The organism is Georgenia sp. SUBG003 (assembly GCF_000715355.2).
Lineage (GTDB): Bacteria > Actinomycetota > Actinomycetes > Actinomycetales > Actinomycetaceae > Georgenia.
The window spans coordinates 1,602,179-1,619,715 of the sequence record NZ_CP180204.1 but is presented as its reverse complement, the minus strand read 5'-3'; the positions used below and the strand labels follow the sequence as shown (position 1 = coordinate 1,619,715).

Annotated in this window: 13 protein-coding genes and 1 pseudogene; 6 read left to right on the top strand and 8 right to left on the bottom strand. The window is 72.3% G+C overall.

The features are described from left to right. The first annotated feature begins 77 nt into the window (after positions 1 to 77). Positions 78 to 4,964 (top strand): DUF2341 domain-containing protein, encoded by a 4,887-nt coding sequence (locus tag DA06_RS07940; protein WP_418607340.1) that lies wholly within the window; start codon positions 78 to 80, stop codon positions 4,962 to 4,964. Positions 4,965 to 5,036: 72 nt separating this feature from the next. Here the strand turns inward: DA06_RS07940 and DA06_RS07935 are convergent, their stop codons facing one another. Beyond that, entirely contained in the window at positions 5,037 to 5,903 is an 867-nt protein-coding gene (locus DA06_RS07935) for an alpha/beta fold hydrolase (protein ID WP_043498899.1), read from the bottom strand. Between the two features lie 136 nt (positions 5,904 to 6,039). Between DA06_RS07935 and DA06_RS07930 the strand changes: the two genes are divergently transcribed. Next, positions 6,040 to 6,774 carry a TetR/AcrR family transcriptional regulator gene (locus DA06_RS07930; RefSeq protein WP_418607338.1) on the top strand — a complete coding sequence of 245 codons (735 nt, stop codon included), beginning with the start codon at positions 6,040 to 6,042 and terminating at the stop codon, positions 6,772 to 6,774. Here DA06_RS07930 and DA06_RS07925 read toward each other — a convergent pair. From DA06_RS07925 to DA06_RS07895, 7 genes are all read right to left on the bottom strand, one after another. Continuing rightward, positions 6,731 to 8,281 carry a bifunctional metallophosphatase/5'-nucleotidase gene (locus DA06_RS07925; protein WP_043498890.1) on the bottom strand — a complete coding sequence of 517 codons (1,551 nt, stop codon included), beginning with the start codon at positions 8,279 to 8,281 and terminating at the stop codon, positions 6,731 to 6,733. The two genes, DA06_RS07930 and DA06_RS07925, sit on opposite strands and share 44 nt — an antisense overlap. A 144-nt stretch (positions 8,282 to 8,425) precedes the next feature. Further along, positions 8,426 to 9,286, bottom strand: coding sequence for a dihydrodipicolinate synthase family protein (locus DA06_RS07920; RefSeq protein ID WP_043498888.1), 861 nt, complete (start codon positions 9,284 to 9,286; stop codon positions 8,426 to 8,428). A 14-nt stretch (positions 9,287 to 9,300) separates the two neighbouring features. Next, complete coding sequence (locus DA06_RS07915) at positions 9,301 to 10,305, bottom strand: sialidase family protein (protein WP_418607336.1); 1,005 nt, start codon at positions 10,303 to 10,305, stop codon at positions 9,301 to 9,303. Positions 10,306 to 10,375: 70 nt separating this feature from the next. After that, positions 10,376 to 11,893, bottom strand: a complete 1,518-nt coding sequence (locus DA06_RS07910; RefSeq protein ID WP_043498886.1) for a tripartite tricarboxylate transporter permease — start codon at positions 11,891 to 11,893, stop codon at positions 10,376 to 10,378. Next, positions 11,890 to 12,309, bottom strand: coding sequence for a tripartite tricarboxylate transporter TctB family protein (locus DA06_RS07905; protein WP_052436505.1), 420 nt, complete (start codon positions 12,307 to 12,309; stop codon positions 11,890 to 11,892). Before DA06_RS07905 ends, DA06_RS07910 begins: the two co-directional genes overlap by 4 nt. A 192-nt stretch (positions 12,310 to 12,501) precedes the next feature. Beyond that, complete coding sequence (locus tag DA06_RS07900; protein ID WP_043498884.1) at positions 12,502 to 13,488, bottom strand: tripartite tricarboxylate transporter substrate binding protein; 987 nt, start codon at positions 13,486 to 13,488, stop codon at positions 12,502 to 12,504. Positions 13,489 to 13,552: 64 nt separating this feature from the next. Continuing rightward, positions 13,553 to 14,242 carry a GntR family transcriptional regulator gene (locus DA06_RS07895; RefSeq protein ID WP_043498882.1) on the bottom strand — a complete coding sequence of 230 codons (690 nt, stop codon included), beginning with the start codon at positions 14,240 to 14,242 and terminating at the stop codon, positions 13,553 to 13,555. 158 nt (positions 14,243 to 14,400) lie between these two features. On the opposite strand from DA06_RS07895, the gene DA06_RS07890 reads away from it, so the two are divergent. From DA06_RS07890 to DA06_RS07875, 4 genes and pseudogenes are all read left to right on the top strand, one after another. Beyond that, the gene (locus DA06_RS07890) at positions 14,401 to 14,841 is read left to right on the top strand and encodes an aldolase/citrate lyase family protein (RefSeq protein WP_052436504.1); all 441 of its coding nucleotides are present in this window, start codon (positions 14,401 to 14,403) and stop codon (positions 14,839 to 14,841) included. Continuing rightward, positions 14,841 to 15,218 (top strand): aldolase/citrate lyase family protein, encoded by a 378-nt coding sequence (locus DA06_RS07885; RefSeq protein ID WP_418607333.1) that lies wholly within the window; start codon positions 14,841 to 14,843, stop codon positions 15,216 to 15,218. The genes DA06_RS07890 and DA06_RS07885 overlap by 1 nt, the downstream gene beginning before the upstream one ends. Positions 15,219 to 15,256: 38 nt before the next feature. Continuing rightward, a pseudogene (locus DA06_RS07880) lies at positions 15,257 to 16,138 on the top strand (dihydroxyacetone kinase subunit DhaK); the annotation flags it as partial. A 202-nt stretch (positions 16,139 to 16,340) separates the two neighbouring features. Continuing rightward, on the top strand, positions 16,341 to 16,994 hold the full coding sequence (locus DA06_RS07875; protein ID WP_418607921.1) for a GNAT family N-acetyltransferase: 654 nt from the start codon (positions 16,341 to 16,343) through the stop codon (positions 16,992 to 16,994). Positions 16,995 to 17,537: the final 543 nt, after the last annotated feature.

Sequence of the window (17,537 nt, the reverse complement as noted above, 5' to 3'; positions counted from 1 at the left end):
GTCTCCACCGGCGCCCGCGCCGCCGAGGAGCGCGAGGGACGACGCCGGAACCCGGCCGCCGCCGTCGCGGAAACCTCGTGCGAGGCACCCTCGCCGCCACGGGCTCTGCCGGCCTCGTCGCCGCCGCCCCCGAGGCGGCCGCGACCATCACCGGCAACGTCGTCCGCGCCTCCCGGACCACTGGCGGGTCCGAGGCCGGCCGGGTCGTCGGCTCCCTCACCGACCCCGGCTGGACCGCGGACCGGAACCTCGCTCACGTCGGCACCACCCTCGACGGCGCGACCGTCGAGGGTCCCGGGGAGCGCGGGAGGCACGGCGTGGACGCGACGGAGGCCGACCTCGCCGAGAAGGCGACCTACGAGGCGCTCGGCTGGGACTTCGTCGACGCCTGGCGGTGGGACCCCGAACAGGGGCGCCCCCACATCAAGCACGTCGCCCCCGAGGAGATGCCGAACCGCATCACGGCGACGTTCTACGGCGAGCCGAGCACGCAGCGCGCGTTCTCCTGGTACCAGACCGTCGACACGGACGCCGCGGCCGTCCTGCTGAGCACGGACCCGTCGTTCCCGACGGGCGGGTCGACCTTCGAGGTGCCCGCCGAGAAGAGCGAGACCCGGCACGGCGAGCTCCACTACACGGCCGTCGCCCGCGACCTGAAGCCCGGCAACACGTACCACTACCGCGTGGGCGACTCGCTCACGGGCGTGTGGAGCGCGACCGGCGAGTTCGTCACCCCGGTGGCGGAGGAGGAGGACTTCACCTTCATCAGCCTCACCGACACCCAGGCGAAGGCCGAGGAGGAGGCCGCGCTCGCCGGCTCCACCATGCGCAAGGCGCTCGCGGCGGTGCCCGACGCCGAGTTCATGGTGCACGGCGGCGACGTGGTGCAGGACGGTCACCTCGAGGAGGACTGGGTCGACATGCTCGGCGCCGCGCAGGACACCCTGCTCGGCACCACCGTCGCGCCCGCCGCCGGGAACCACGAAGCCACCGAGAGCTCGTTCGTCGACCACTTCACGCTCGAGGCGCCGAACGGCCAGGACACCACGAGCGGCGCGTACTACGCGTACCGCTACCAGGGCGCCCACTTCATGGTGCTCAACACCAACGAGGACCCGGAGCAGAACATCTCCGACGCCCAGCTCGCGTGGCTGCGCGAGGAGGCACGCACGGCACGCGAGGACGGCGCCGACTGGCTGTTCCTCGTCATGCACAAGGGGCCGTACACGGCCGGCAACCACGCCACCGACGCCGACGTCCACGCGATGCGCGAGGTGCTCGTGCCGGTGATCGACGAGCTCGGCATCGACATCGTGCTCCAGGGCCACGACCACTACCTGTCGCGCTCGAAGGTGCTGCGGCACGACCCGGACGGCACCGCCTTCGCGCGCCCGGTGGAGACCACGGTCATCACAGAGGTCGTCGACGGCCACCGCATCGAGTACTCGGTCGACCCCGACGGCACGCTCTACTTCCTGCCCAACACGGCTGGGGCCAAGCACTACGGGCAGGTCGACGAGGCCGAGGCCTTCGACCTCGAGGCGTACCTGCAGCTCTTCGACCGGCTCGGCACGCCGCGTGCCGGGACCGCGGAGACGTTCACCTCCGTGGACGTCACCGCGGACCGGCTGACCGTCGAGGTGTACAACATCACCGGCGGCGGCGAGCCGCAGCTGTACGAGGGCTTCGGCATCGACCGTGAGCTCTCCGGCGTGGAGCGCCTCATCGCCGAGATCCCCGCCGTCGAGGACCTCACCCTCGACGACGACAGCGTGGTCTCGACCGCGCGGGACGCCGTGGACGCGCTCAGCCGGGCCCAGCGGGGCGCGCTCGACGTCGCCCGGCTGGAGGCGGCGGAGCTGCGGCTGCGCGAGCTGCGCGGCCTCGTCTCCACCGACGGCAGCACCGTCGCCTGGGCCGACGCCGACGCGACCGCGCGCCAGTCGCTCACGGTCCGCAACGACACGGCTCGCGACTTCGTGGACGCCCCGGTGCGCCTGAGCATCGCCGACAGCCCCGACGTGGCAGCCGACGAGCTCGCCTTCGCCGCTGCGGACGGGGCGCTCCTGCCGTACGAGGTCGAGCACTGGAGCCCGGGCGCGACGTCCACGGTGTGGGTGCGCGTGCCGCGACTGGCGGCGGACTCCGTCGCGACGCTGTGGGCCTACTACGGAGGCGGTGACGCGGACAACGACCCGACCGAGGTGTGGAGCGCCGACTACACGCTCGTGGAGCACTTCGACGAGGCCACCGATGCGGGCGGCACCCGTACCGACTCGACCGGGCAGCACGTCGGCACCCTCGTGGGCGCCGACCTGAGCGCGGAGGCCACCGAGGAGGGCACCCTCGCGACCCGCTTCGAGGCCTCCCGCCTGCAGTACCCGGGCGACGTGGGGGGCGGGTTGCGCACCGTGTCCGTGAGCGGCGTGTACTCGTTCACCCCCGAGGACCTCGCCGCGGCCGGCGGCGACGGCACGATCGTCGCCAAGGAGCGGGCGTCGGGCGAGACGAGCTCCGCGTTCGTGCAGCGGGTGACCGGCGGGGACGGGTCGGTGCGCGTGCACCTCGGGTCCAACGAGTTCACGGCCACGGTGCCGGCGGACGGGCGACCCCACCTCGTCACCCAGGCGTACGACGGCATGACCTACGCCGTCTTCGTCGACGGGGTCCAGCAGTTCGAGACGATGGCCGAGCGCCGGTCGACGCGCAGCGACTTCGGCGTGCTCACCACGATCGGCGACCTGTCCGTCGACGGCGACACCCTCGCCGCACCGTTCCACGGCACCATCGACGAGGTACAGATCGCGAGCGCGCCGTTCCTGCCCGAGTTCGAGCGGTTCCGCTACGCGAACTACTTCGGTGACGCCGTCGGCTACGGCGAGCGCACCGAGCGCGCGGAGGAGGCCCTGTCGATCGTCCTCGGCAGCCCCGCCCCGGCGGCGGAGGTCGAGGCCGGGCTGGTCCCCGTGGCCGGCTCGCTCACCGAGCGTGCCGAGGTCACGGCGACGGTGGGCGGCCGGACGGTGTTCAGGGAGACCGTCGACGCTGGCGCCTTCACGCTCGAGGTCCCGGTCACCGCCCCCGGTGACCAGACGCTCGTGCTGGCGGCGAGGGCGGGGGACGCCACGGCCGAGGCGTCCGTGCCTCTCGCCGTGTCCGACACCGCCGCGCCCGCCCGGCCGGTCGTGGACACCTCCCGGGCGGAGGGCGGGTCGGACGACGTCCGGCTGAGCGCCACCCCGCGGACGGACGACCTCGAGCAGGTGGGCGCCCGGTTCCTCGCGAACGAGTCGATCGAGCTGAGCGGGTCGAACGTCACCGTGCGGACCGGGTCCACGGAGGACCGCGTTCCCACGGCGCTCACGCCGGCGTCCGGCGAGGAGTCCGGCGAGCTGCTGCCCGACACCGTCGGCGCGGGCGCCAACCCGTTCCAGATCTACTCGATCGCACTCACGCCCGAGCAGGCGGCGGAGCAGGAGTTCCATCTCACCTGGACCGGCACCGGCGACGACCGTCGTGTCTCCGCCTGGGTGTGGGACCACGTGGCCGCGACCTGGCTGCTCAAGGACAGCACCTCGGACGCCGACGGCGGCGAGGTGTCCCTCGACGTGACCGGCCTCGGGACGGAGAACGCCGTCGGCCCTGACCGCACGCTCGAGATGCTGGTGTGGCGCGGCATGGTCGAGGAGCCGTTCGGCGAGCGCACGTACGAGCAGTACCCGGACGGCGCCGACTTCGACTGGGGCTTCAGCCACGTGCCGGACACCCAGCTCTACGCCGAGGCGACGCCGTGGATGGCCAACGAGATGTTCGAGCACATCGTCGACAACGCCGACGAGCGCAAGACCGAGCTGGTCATCCACGCCGGTGACTGGGTCAACCGCGAGTACCTGGACGACGAGCACCAGTGGCGAGGTGTCGAGCCCGCGGCTCGAGCCCTCGAGGAGGCGGACATCCCCCTCATGGTCTCGTGGGGGAACCACGACTACTCGGAGGACCGCAACGGCCGCCTGATGCTGGAGAAGTACTTCCCGGTCTCACGCCTGCAGGAGGGTCTCGAGGGTTCCCCGTTCACGTTCGGAGGCAGCTTCGACATCGACAACACCTACTACACGGCCGAGATCGAGGGGGCGAAGCTCCTGTTCCTCTCGCTGAGCTACTGGTCGGCGAACACCGACGACGACCCAGGGATCCAGTGGGCGCAGGACGTGATCGAGGCGCACCCGGACCACACGGTGCTGCTCGCGACGCATGACTACATGCACGCCCGCGACGCGAACGACCCGTACTCCAACCCGCGGATCAACAAGCTGCTGGTCGACCCGTACCCGAACGTCGACCTGGTCTTCACCGGTCACAACTCGGGCAGCTTCGTCGCGGACCGCGTCACGGCCGACGGCAGCACGTCCTACGGCATCCTGACCGACTACCAGACGCGACCGTGGGGCGGCCACGAGTTCTACAAGAACCTCAGCGTGGACGCCGAGAACGGCCTGCTGTACGTGAACACGTACTCGCCGTGGCTCGACTCGTGGACGTCGGACGGACGCTGGCACTCGCCGATCTCCGAGGACGACGTCGCCGGGTTCCACGGTGACGACTCCGAGAACTTCGTGCTCGAGGTCGACCTCGGCGGGAGCACGCCGCGGACGCTCGTCGCGCAGGCGCTGACGCTCGCGGCGGGCGAGCCGACGCCGGTCGGTGAGGTGCAGACGGTGGCCGGTACGGACACGGCCAGCGTGACGATGAGCGGTCTCGCACCCGAGGACCGGCACGAGTGGTTCGTCGAGCTCACGGACGAGGCGGGCAACGTCACGCGCAGCGCCACGACCGTCTTCTCGCTCGCGACGCTCCCCGACCCGGGGCCGACAGACCCGGGCGGGGAGAACCCGGGCGGGCAGAACCCGGGGGGCAGGACCCCGGCGGGCAGGACCCGGCGGAGGCGGAGCGGGCGGACGGTCTGAGGGCCGGCAGCTGAGACCCCCGCCCCGGGCGCGCGGCCGGTCAGGCGGCGTCGGCAGCCGGCCGCGGCGAGGTCACGCAGCGTCGAAGAACTCGAGCACGCGCTCGAGGAAGGCCGCCGGCTTCTCCTCCGGAATGTAGAAGCCGGTGCCGGGGATGTACGCCCACGTGATCTCGTCGACGTGGCCCTCGTACCCGGCGAAGATCTCCGGGACCTCGTCGGCGTCGTCGCCCAGGTGGAGGAACGCGCCGTAGACGCCGAGAGTCGGGGTGCGCAGCCGAGTGCCGCGGTACGCGCCGGCCACGCTCCTGCGCGCCTCGTTCAGGGCGAGGCTGCGGTACAGCGCGACGGCGGCTCGCGCTCTCGCCGGGCTGCGCAGCCTGCCGAGGTACAGCTGGATGTCCTGCTCCGACCAGACATCGGGGTCCGAGGTCTCGGCGGTCATCAGGTAGCGAGGGAACCTCTGTCCGCCTGCGCGCAGGAGCCAGGGGCCGAGCACCGGCGTCCCGGTGGCGAACATGGGCCACAGCCTCCACAGGTGCACGAGGACGCGGGGAGCAAGACTCGGGTAGGGGTGCGGCGCCGCCACGGCCACGTACCGGCGGAACCGCTGAGGGTGGGCGATGCAGAGCCGGTAGCCGAGGATGCCGCCCACGTCGTGACCCACGAGCCGGACGGAGTCGACCTCGAGCTCGTTCATCAGCGCGACGACGTCGGCCACGAGCTGGTCCGCCTCGTACCCGTGACGTGGGGCGTCGGTCCACCCCGCACCGCGAAGGTCGGGGGCGAGAACGCGGTAGCGGGCCGCCAGGCCGGGCAGGACCTTGCGCCACGCCCACCAGTGCTGAGGGAAGCCGTGCAGGAGCAGCACGGGCTCCCCCTCCCCCGCCTCGGCGACGTGCATGCGGAGGCCTGGCAGGTCGGCGAAGCGGTGCCGCACCCCCTCGAGCGGCGGTAAGGAATCCCGGCCGGGCGTCGACGCCGCGGCTTCTGCGCCTCGCGGGCGCCAGGTGCGCTCCATGACCGGAACGGTACTACTCTCGTAGTGCACTGTCACTACTCCTATAGTTACCGACATGACTCCCACCAAAGCCCGTGCCGTCGACGCGGCGGTCGAGCTGCTCAGCGCCCAGGGGCTCCGGGCGTTGACCCACGCACGCGTCGACCAGCGGGCCGGCCTGCCGAAGGGCTCGACGTCGAACTACTTCCGCACCCGGAAGGCGCTCGTCGCCGGTGTGGCCGGCCGGATCCTCGAGCTCGAGCGGGCCGAGGTCGGCGCCGCCTTCTCCCAGCCGTCCTCCCCCGCCGAGTTCGTCGACGGCCTGTGCAGGCTCTTCGACTTCCTCAGCGGCACGCGGCGCACGCAAACCACCGCCCGGCTCGTGCTGTTCATGGAGGCCAGCCACGACGCCGACCTGAGAGCCACGCTGTCCGCGGCCAGGCGCGGCATGGTCGGCTCCGCCGTCGTGGCGATGGCGTCCCTCGGCGCGAAGGACCCGGCCGTCGCGGCGGCCGGCGTCGCGGCCTGCTTCGAGGGCCTGCTCCTCCACCGCATCGCGCGGCACGACGACACGGATCCCCGGCCCGTGCTCGAGCTCGTGGTGCCGGGGGCGCGCTGGCCTGACGCGCGGCCGGGTGACCAGGGGCGGCCGGGGACTAACAGTGCGGGCCTCGGCCTGCGGGCCGGGCGAACAGACGGCCGGGCCGAACAGGAGGGCCCCGGCCTGCGGGCCGGGGACTCCGAGCCCCTCGCTGCGGGTCGCCGCGTCACGGCAGGACGGCGATGCGCCCCTCCGTCGCGACGTCGATGACGCCGAGGTCGGTGGCGTGGGCGGCGATGGCCTCCGCGTCGGCCGGGGCCTCCGACGCCGGGACGAGCACCTCGCCGTCCGCGAACCCGGTGACGCCGTCGCCACCGCCGACGACGTAGTTCGTCACCGCGGCGCTGTAGGTGGCGCCCGTGTCGATCGGCTCGCCCGCCACGCGGACGTCGCTGACCCTGGAGCCGACCGGTGCGGCGGGGGAGTACGCGTAGGACATGCCGGACACCTGGGGGAACCCGCCGCCGAGGGTGTCGACCTTCGCGACGGCCTGCTCCAGCGCCTGCACGATCCCGGCTCCGGAGACCTCGACCGCCATGACCTTGTTGTCGAACGGGGCGATGGCGTAGGCGTCGCGGGTGGTGAAGTCCGGGCCGGGCGCCTCGGCGCGGATCCCGCCGCCGTTCATCCACCCGATCTGCGTGCCGTGGTAGCTGCGGAACGCGTCCGCGACGAAGTTGCCGAGCGCCGTCTCCTGACGGCGGCTGGCGTGGTCCGGGTTGAGGAGCGGGGTCTCCACGGTGGCAAGGACGGTGGAGAGGTTCTCCTCCATCTCGGCCGCGTAGCGCTCCTCCATCGCGCGCAGCTCGGGGTCGGGGGCGACCGTCTGGTCGACCTCGACCACCGACGGCTCCACGGTGTGGTCCGCGCCCTCCCTGGTGATGTCGAGCCGGACGAGCGAGCCCATGTTGCCCTCGGACGCCATGAGCGGCACGTCGCCCTCGTACTCGACGACGGAGTCGTACTCGGCCATCTCCTCGCCGAAGATCGCGTCGATCTCCGGCACGGCGCGGGCGAGCTCCCGGTTCTCCTCCATCGGGTGCTGGGTCACCGCGACGACGACGTCGACCTTCTCGCTCGCGGTCATGTCGGCGACGGCGGAGCGGGCCGCCGCGATCGCGTCCGTCTCGTGGAGCTGGTCGCTGGCGGAGGTCGTCTCGATGGCGTCCGTCAGCCCGATGAACCCGACCCGCACCTTGCCGACGCGCTGGACCGCCCAGGTGCCGCCCTCGACGAACGGGTTGCCCTCGCCGTCGACGAGGTTGGAGGTGATCCACGGGAAGTCGGAGGCGGCCACGAGCTCGCGGGCGTTGTCGACGCCGAAGTCGAAGTCGTGCTGGCCGAAGTTCGCCAGGTCGATCCCGACGGTGTTGAAGGCCTCGACCATGGGGAAGCCCTTGTAGAGGCCGCCGAAGAGGGTGCCGCCGGCGAGGTCGCCGCCGAAGACGACGGCGGTGGCGGGGTTCTCGGCGCGGACGGTGCCGACGGCGGTGGCGAGGCGGGCGACGCCGCCGCGGTCCTGGCCGCCGGTGAGCACCGGGCCGATCTCGTGGGCGTCGTGGAAGTACAGCAGCGTGGCGGTCTGCGAGGTGCGCGGGTTGTCGGCCCCGGGAGCGTGGTCCGGCGGCGCCGCCGCGGCGGGCGTCGCTAGCAGGAGACCCGCGAGGGCGGCCGAGACAGGGACGAGGAGTGTGGGACGAGTCGCACGGCGAGGCATGGACGCTCTTTCGGTCGATCGGTGTCTGGACCTCGCACGCTAGGGCCGCCGGGTGAACGGCGCGTGACGAGGGCCGGACCCGCGCCCTCCGGGACGACGGCGGACGGCCGGCTCGGAGCCGTCCGTCCGCCCTGGTCAGCCAGCTCAGCCGTGCTGGGCGACCGCTTCCTCGATCTGGAGCTGCAGCTCTGCGGTGACGGCCGGCAGCGCCATCCGGCTCGCCCAGCCGGCGCCGTCACGGGCGGCCATCGCGGTCTTCAGGCGGGGGATGGTCGGGCCGGTCAGGGCCACCACCTGCTTCACGACCGCCTGCACCTCGTCGGCACGCTCGCGGTCGCCGTCGTCGAGCGCCTTGGCGAGTGCGGCGAACGTCGCCGGGAACGCGGCCGAGACGCCGGAGACGACGCCGGCCCCACCCTGCTCGAGCACGAAGGGCAGCGTGGAGTCGTCTCCCGAGTAGAGCTCCTGCCCTTCACGCAGCACCGGTGCGTACTCCGTGAGGCGGGCCGCGGCGCCGCCGGAGAGCTTCACGCCCGCCATGCCGGGCAGCTCCAGCACGCGGCCGAGCACCTCGGGCGAGACGTCCATGCCGGTGCGCTCGGGGAAGAGGTACGCGTAGACCTGGGCCTGCGGGAAGGCCTCGGTCACGGCGCGGAAGAACTCGACCACGCCCTCGTCGTCGGTGGGCAGGTAGTACGGCGAGAGCAGCGCGAAGCGGGTGATGCCGGCGTCCCAGGTCGCCTGCGCGAGGCGCAGCACCTGCAGGGTGCTGCCGTGGCCGAGGTGGGCGATGACGCGCTCCGCGCCGAGCACCTCCGCAGCCTTGCGGAACAGCGCGACCCGCTCGTCGTCGTCCAGGGCCGGGAACTCGCCGGTGGTGCCCGCGACGAGGACGCCCTGGACGTGCGGGTCGATCGCGCGCAGGGCGGCCTCGAAGGTGGGCAGGTCGAGGTCGCGTTCTCGGCGAACGGCACGGGGGATGGCGGTGACGATCTGGGCGGGCATGGGTGGGGTTCCTTTCACGGGTGGAGCAGGCTGAGAGGGACGCGCGCCTCGACGATGCCGCGACGCTGCCAGGTGTAGGTGATGACGAGCGTGCCGTCGGTGACGACGGCCGCCGGGTAGGAGTACTCGCCCACGCCGGTCGTCGCGACGCCGGCGTCGGCGGGGGCGAAGGACCTGGGCGGCGGAAGCGCGGGCAGCCGGCCGGGATCATCGTCGACGGGGGTGACTCCGTCCTCGACGACGACGGCGGCCTGGCGCCAGGTGTCGCCGTCGTCCGCCGAGACCGAGACCACCAGCGGGCAGCGTGCCCCCCAGTCCTCCGCCACCGGGTTGTGCACGCAGGCGACCACGCCCCCGCCGAGGTTGACGACCGTCAGGCCCGAGTTTCCGTTGGCGAGCTCGGTGGGCTCGGCCGGCGACCAGCTGCGCCCGCCGTCGGTCGAGCATGAGCGGAACGCCGACCCCTCGGTGCTGCGCATGAGGGCACGGACCGTCGAGCCGCTGAGCCACAGGGCGGGCTGGATGACGCCGGCGCCACGCACGTCCCGACGGTCCAGCGGAACGGGCGCGAGGTCCCAGGTACGGCCGCCGTCGACCGACCGGTCGACGAACGCGTCCCAGGCCGCCTCGTCGCCCCACCGCTCGTGCGATCCGGGAGCGAGCCACGTTCCGTCCGGCAGCAGCAGGGGCGGGTTCTTCACCGGCCCACGACCGCCGGCGTCACCCGGAACGAGCTCGGCCGGTTCCGTCCACGTGGCGCCGCCGTCCGTGGAGCGCCGGAACCACGTGGACCAGCGGGAGATGAGCGGGCCGCGCTTGTAGAACAGCCACACCGACCCGTCGGGGCCGTGGGCCAGGACGGGATTCCAGTGAGCCTGGTCGCCGCCGGCGACGACGGTCGGTTCTGCCCAGGCGGGCGAGCCGCCCGCGCGGCGGGCGAGCCAGATGCGGTTGTCCGGCGTACCTTCGTGGGTCCCGCCGAACCACGCGGCCACCAGGCCGTCGCCGACCGCGAGCACGCTGGACGCGTGCGCTGGCGCCAGCCAGGGTGGTCGACGGCGACCCAGCGTCGCGTGACGGAAGGATGGATCATCGGGTCAGGGCGGGCTCGTCGGTGTCCGCGCCGGACGACCGGTCACGGCGCGCCTGGCGGGCACGCCCGATCAGCGGCAGCGTGAGGCTGAGCAGGGCCAGCATGAGCAGGCCCGCGGAGATCGGCTGCGTGACCAGGATCGAGGGGCCGTCGATGATCAGGGCCCGGCGCAGGTTGGACTCCGCGAGCGGCCCGAGCAGCAGCCCGAGGACGACCGGCCCCGGCGGAAAGCCGGTGCGCTTCATGATCAGCCCCGCCACGCCGGAGGCGAGCATCACCCACACCGTGTAGAGGTTGTTGGTCGTGGTGTACGTACCCACGACGCAGAAGATGAGGATGCCCACCCACAGGTAGTGGTTCGGCAGGTCGAGCAGCTTCACCATGCCGCGCATCCGCACCAGGCTGATGACCAGGGACAGGAGCGTCGCGATGATCATGATCGCGGCGATGCTGATCATCAGGTCGGGGCTGTTGGTGAAGAGCGACGGGCCCGGCTGCAGCCCCCAGATGATCATCGAGCCGATCATGACGGCCATGACCGAGTCACCGGGGATGCCGAGCGCCATGGTCGTGGTCAGCGAGCCGCCGAGGGTGGCGCTGGACGCCGTGTCCGCCGCGGTGAGGCCCTCGAGCGACCCCTTCCCGAACTTCTCCGGGTTCTTCGACATCCGCTTGGCACGGTCCCAGCCGATGAGGCCGGCGATGTCACCACCGGCAGCAGGGACCACGCCGACGATCATGCCGATGACGCTGCTGACTCCGAACGGCCTGGCCATCTGCCGGTACTCGGAGCGGTTCGGCCACCACCGGCCCAGACTGGAGATGGGCTTGACGTGGTGCTCCCGATGGGTGAGCAGCTGGTCGAAGAGCTCGGCGATGCCGAAGAGCCCGATGATGACGGCGATGAACGGCAGGCCGGAGTTGAGATCGTTGATCCCGAAGACGAATCGCGAGTCCCCGGTGATCGGGTCCCGGCCGACCGTGGCGATCGCGAGGCCCGCGATGCCGGCGAGCACGCCCTTGATGATCGACTTGGAGGAGATCGAGATCATGATCGTCAGGCCGAACACCACGAGGGCGAACATCTCGGCGGGACCGAACTCCAGGGCGATCTGCGCGACCGGGCGGGCCGCGACGAGGAACAGCGCCATCGACAGCAGGATGCCGCCCGTGGTCACCATGGACGAGCTCACCAGGGCGAGGCCCGCCTTGCCCTGCTTCGCGAGCGGGTACCCGTCGAGCGTTGTCGCGATGGCGGCGGGCGTGCCCGGCGTGTTGACGAGGATGGACGGGATCCGGTCGCCGTAGTTGGCCCCCACGTAGATGGTGAGCAGCACGGCGAGGCCCTGCACCGGCTCCAGGGTGAGGGTGAAGCCGGAGGCGAGGGCGACGGCCATCGAGCCGGTGACTCCCGGGAACGCCCCGACGAGGGTCCCGATGAGGAGGCCGGCGAGCAGGCAGACGGCGACGGTCGGGTCGAGCAGGGCCCCAAGGCCCTCGGCGACGGCGTTCACAGCGGCACCTTCAGAAGTGTGTGGAAGAGCAGATAGATGCCGGCGGTCATCAGGACGGGGAAGAGCACGAGCGTCTTCCATCCCCGGCCGCCGAAGACGTAGGTGGCCACGACGAGGAAGACCGGGGTGGCCACGAGGAAGCCGATGACCGGCCACAGCAGCACGAAGGCGATCGAGAGGCCGACGGCGATACCCACCCGCAACCAGCCCTGACGGGTGGCCGCCTCGAGGTCGTCCCGGTTGAACGGCGGGCGGAGGATCGCGACGACCAGCAGCAGCACACCCAGGGCGAGCCCGGCGGCGCCGAGCAGCTCGGGCCACCAGCGCGGGTCGATGCCGCCGGTCTCGTTGCGGACCTCGATGCGCGCGCCAGGAGGAGGAGTGCGCCCGAGCCGAGGACGGCGACCGCCGCGCACACGATCTCCAGGCGGCGCGACGGCCGGGCGAGCACGGCGTGGTCGCCCTCGGCGGTGTCGACCGCCTCGGCGGCGTCGTGCGCCAGCAGCTCGTCGGCCGGGGGAACCCGGTCGACGTGGGGAACGGGCGCGGGGAGGCCCCGTCCGGCTTTCCGGACGGGGCCGTCGGCGCACCCTTGCGGGAACGGATCATCAGCGGGCTCCGAGGATCTCTCCGAAGCGCTCGTACTCGGAGTTCACGAAGTCGGTGAACTCGGCCGAGTCGCGGTAGACGGGCAGGTTGCCGGCGTTGGTGATGGTCTCGGTGAAGCTGTCGGAGTTCGCCGCCTCCTCGATGGACGACTCGAGGGTCTCGCGGACGTCGTCCGGCAGCCCGGCCGGCGCGTAGATACCGCCCCAGCCGCCGAACTCGAGGTCGTAGCCGGCCTCGGCCGCGGTGGGGACGTCGGGCATGTCGGGGTGGCGCTCGTCGTGGAAGACGGCGAGCGGACGCACCTGTCCCTCGTTGTAGGCCGTGAGGGTCTCGCCCGCACCGCCGACGGCGGCGTCCACCTGGCCGCCGATCGCCGCGGCGAGCGCGGGAGCGCCGCCGTCGAACGGGACGGACGCGAGCTGGGCGCCCGTCTCGTCGGCGAGCCCGAACGCGGCCGCCTCCCAGATGGAGCCCGCGCCGGAGTTCGCGACGGAGAGCTCCTCGGACTTGGCCGCCTCGATGAAGTCCTCGAGCGTCTCGTACGGGCTGTCGACCGGGACGGACAGGACGCCCGGTGCCAGCATGATCTGGCCGAGGAAGTCGTAGTTCGCGGGGTCGACGTCGAAGTTCTGGTGGCCGAGCATGGAGATCTCGACGGGGACAAAGCCGATGGTGTAGCCGTCCGGCTCCTGCTCGGCGACGTACTGCATCGCCGTGGAGCCCGAGGCACCGGGGCGGTTCTCCACGATGATGGAGGTGTCCAGGATCGGCTCGAGCTCGGAGACGAGGGCGCGGGAGCTGAGGTCGGAGCCACCGCCCGCGGCGGCCTGGACGATGAAGTTGATGTCCTTCTCCGGGTAGCCGGACGCCGCACCGGTCTCCCCGCCGGCCGCGGTGTCGCCGTCGGTCGTTCCACCGCCGGAGCAGGCGGCGAGGACGAGGGCGAGGGACGAGGCCAGGCCGATCGTGGCGAGCTTGGTCTTCATGAGGGGGCAACTCCTTCGTTGGTATTCCAGGGGTACTACGGGGAACGGAGATCCTGAGTGGGGATCAGGAGCGGGCGACGAACTGCTCGTACGCCGTGAGCATCCGCCGGTGCGAGCCGTCGATGTGCTCGCGCAGCAGCGCGCCGGCCGCCGCCTCGTCGCCGGAGGCGATGCGCTCGAGGAGACGGACGTGGTCCTCGTAGATCGGGGTGAGGTCCCGGTCGGAGGCGTTGGTCACCGACAGCATGTCGGCGAAGGTCGGGCGGTACTGCTGCCAGATGCTCTCCAGCCGCCGGTGCCCGGAGAGGGCGTAGAACAGCGAGTGGAAGTCGAGATCGGCCTCCGCGAACCGGGTTGCGTCATTCTCGGCGGCGGCCGCCCTCATCCGGTCGACGACGGCATGCACCGAGGAGAGGTCGAGGCCCGGCCGCCGCATGCACAGGCGGACGACCTCGGTCTCGAGGATGTGGCGGAGCAGGTACAGCTCGTCGATGTCGTCGTTTGTCAGGCCGATGACGAACACACCGCGGCGGCGCGACTCGACAAGGCCCTCGGCGCGAAGCTGACGCAGCGCGTCACGGACCGGACCGCGGCTGACGTCGAAGGTCTCCGAGAGTTCCGCCTCCACGAGGTGCGTACCCGCGGGCAGCTCGCCCACGATGATCAGCCGGCGCAGGTGGTCGACGATGTGGTGGCCGAGGGCCGTGGGGCGGGCCGTCGTGACGGCGGAGCGCCAGCTGTGATCGGTCGTCATTGCTCGTTCACCTCCTTGTGCAAACGTTTACTGGTTAACCGTCGACGGTTAACGTAGGGTCTGGATCACATACTTGGCAAGTGCCTCTCGCGGACGTCTGCGTTCCTGGCGAGACGCACGCCGACCGCGACGCGTGGAAGAGTCCTCGAGGGAGAGCGATGTCAGAGGTCAGAACCGGACTGCGCGCCAGGCTGGCGGAGCGGCGCACCACGTACGGGGTGTGGAGCGCGCTCGACGACCCGGCGAGCGCGGAGATCGTCGCGAGAGCAGGCTTCGACCTCGTCTGCGTCGACCTGCAGCACGGCTTCGCGGACCTCGGCTCGCTGCCGCGCCTGCTGCACGCCGTCCACGCGGCGGGGAGCGCCAGCCTCGTGCGGGTCGCCTGGAACGCCCCCGACCAGATCATGCGCGCGCTCGACCTGGGGGCGGACGGTGTCCTCGTGCCGATGGTCGACGACGCCGAGCAGGCTCGCCGGGGCGGTCGCCGCCTGCCGGTACGCGCCCGCCGGATCGCGCTCGTGGGGGACCGCTGTGGGGCGACGTGCGCCGCGGCGCGCCAGAACCGGCCGCCGGCGACTCCGGCGCCGCCTGCGTCGTGATGGTCGAGACGGCCGCCGGGCTGGCCAACGTCGAGGAGATCGCGGCCGTCCCCGGCCTCGACGCCGTGTACGTCGGTCCCAACGACCTCGCCCTCGGCCTCGGGCGGGCCCGCACGGAGAACCTCGGCGCGCCGGAGTTCGACGAGATCGTCGGGCGAGTGGTCCACGCCGCACGGGCTGCGGGGATCGCCGCAGGGCTGGACTGCGCGGGCACCGACCTCGCGCGCCGCTGGACACGCCGCGGGGTGGATCTGACGATCTGCGCCCGCGACTCGGTCCTTCTGCGGGAGGCTGTAGACACCGCCGCGCGGCGGCTCCGTGCGGAGTCGGCCGACGACGTTCACACTGTGACTGCGAAGGAGCACACGATCCCGTGAAGAAGATCATCAACGACCCCGCCAGCTTCGTCGACGAGATGGTCGACGGCCTCCTGCTGGCCCACGGCGACGAGTTGCGGCCGGCCTCCGAGGACCGCCGCGCCCTCGTGCGCTCCGACGCGGGCACCGGCGGCAGGGTCGGCATCGTGACCGGCGGCGGTTCCGGCCACCTGCCCTTCTTCCTCGGCTACGTCGGCCGCGGGCTGGCCTCCGGCGTCGCCGTGGGCAACGTGTTCTCCTCCCCGTCGCCCGACCAGATCTACGCGGCGACCGCGGCCTCCGACGACGGCGCCGGCGTGCTGTACCTGTACGGCAACTACGGCGGCGACGTCTACAACTTCGACATCGCCGCCGACCTCGCGGCGGGGGAGGGTATCCGCACCACCACGGTGCTGGGCACCGACGACATCCTCTCGGCGCCGGCCGAGCGCGCCGACACCCGCCGCGGCGTCGCCGGGCTCATCCTCGCCTACAAGACCGCCGGCGCGGCCGCCGAGCGCGGCGACGACCTCGACGCCGTCACGGAGTTCGCCCGCCGCACCGTGGCCCGCACGCGCACCATGGGCGTGGGCCTGGCGCCGACGATCCTGCCCGCCGCCGGGGAACCGACCTTCACGCTCGCCGAGGGCGAGATGGAGATCGGGATCGGGATCCACGGCGAGCCGGGCCACCACCGCGGTCCGCTGGAGACCGCGGACCAGATCACCGACCGGTTCCTCGACGAGCTGCTCAAGGAGCTCGAGCTCGCCGAGGGCGAGCGGGTGGCCGTGCTGGTCAACGGGCTCGGCGCCACCCCGCTCGAGGAGCTCTACCTGATCTACCGGCGCACCCACCAGGTGCTGGCCGAGCGGGGCGTGTCCATCCACCGCCGCTACATCGGCGAGTACGCCACCAGCCTCGAGATGGCGGGCGCCTCGCTCTCCATCCTCCACCTCGACGACGAGCTCGCCGAGCTGATCGACGCCCCCGCGCGGTCCCCGTTCTTCAGCCAGGGAACCGTCGAGCCCGCCGTCGGCCCGGCCGCACCCGCCGCCTCCTCGCGCCGCCGGGTCCCGGCCGGCGGTGCGCGCTCACCTTGGCTGGGCCGCGGGCGCCGGGCGCCACGCGCTAGCGTGAGGCCCCATGGGAGATGCCGGCGATGCGACTCACGGAAGACCGGCACGGACGACGGCGTCGCCGGCCGGGGACGGGAGGTCGCCGATGAGCTTCGAGACCCACCCCGTGACCCCGGACCGCTTCGAGGACTTCGCCGACGTCATCAACCCCAACCGCCGGGAGAACCACTGCTGGTGCCTCTCGCACCGGCTGCGGGCCAAGGACATCGAGGAGCTCGGCGGCGGCGATCGCGAGCGGGCTATGCGGGCCCTGTGCGAGAGGGAGAACCCGCCCGGCGTGGTGGCCTACCTCGACGGCATCCCGGTCGGCTGGTGCAACGTCGGGCCGCGGGCGGAGATCCCGCGCCTGGCGGGTTCCAAGCTGATCCGCCCGGTCGACGACGTGCCGGTGTGGAGCATCATCTGCGTCGTCGTCCGCGGCGGGCACCGGAAGAAGGGCGTCACCGGGCACCTCATCGAGGCTGCGGCTCGGTACGCCTCCTCCCGCGGGGCACCGGCGGTCGAGGCCTACCCGGTCGACCCGCCCGGCCGCATGGACACGACGATGGCGTTCGTCGGCACGCGGGCGATGTTCGAGAGGGCGGGGTTCCGGGTCGTCGGGACCACCGACGCCGTGGCGAGCAGGATGCCGCGCATCGTGATGCGCAGAGACCTTCCCTGACGGCGGTCGGTGCACGTGCCCGGGGACGTCCGGTCCTGGACCCGGGCTTCCCGCGCCAGGATCGTGGTGCCGTGAGGTCTCGAAGCCGCCTGGCTCCCGTGGCGGTCGCCGTCGTGGCCGCCGTCGCCTACGCCCGGTACGTGCGGCCCTGGCAGCTCACCTGGGGCGCGACGCCGGACGAGATCTCCCGGGCCCTGCCCGGTGACGATCTCGTCCCGGCGCCGACCTTCAACGCCACGCGGGCGATCACGGTGGCGGCCCCGCCGGAGCGAATCTGGCCGTGGCTTCTCCAGACGGGCGTGACCCGCGCCGGCTGGTACAGCTACGACCTCCTCGACAACCTGGGCCGTCCCAGCGCCCGGGAGATCGTCCCGCAGCTGCAGCACCTTGCCGTGGGCGACATCGTGCCGATGAGCCCGGACGGCCGCCACGGCATCCGGGTGCACTCGATGGACCCGCCGTCCTCCATGATCTGGGGCACCCCGGGGGACACCACGTGGACGTGGCAGCTCGACCCGAGACAGGACGGGCGCACCCGGGTGA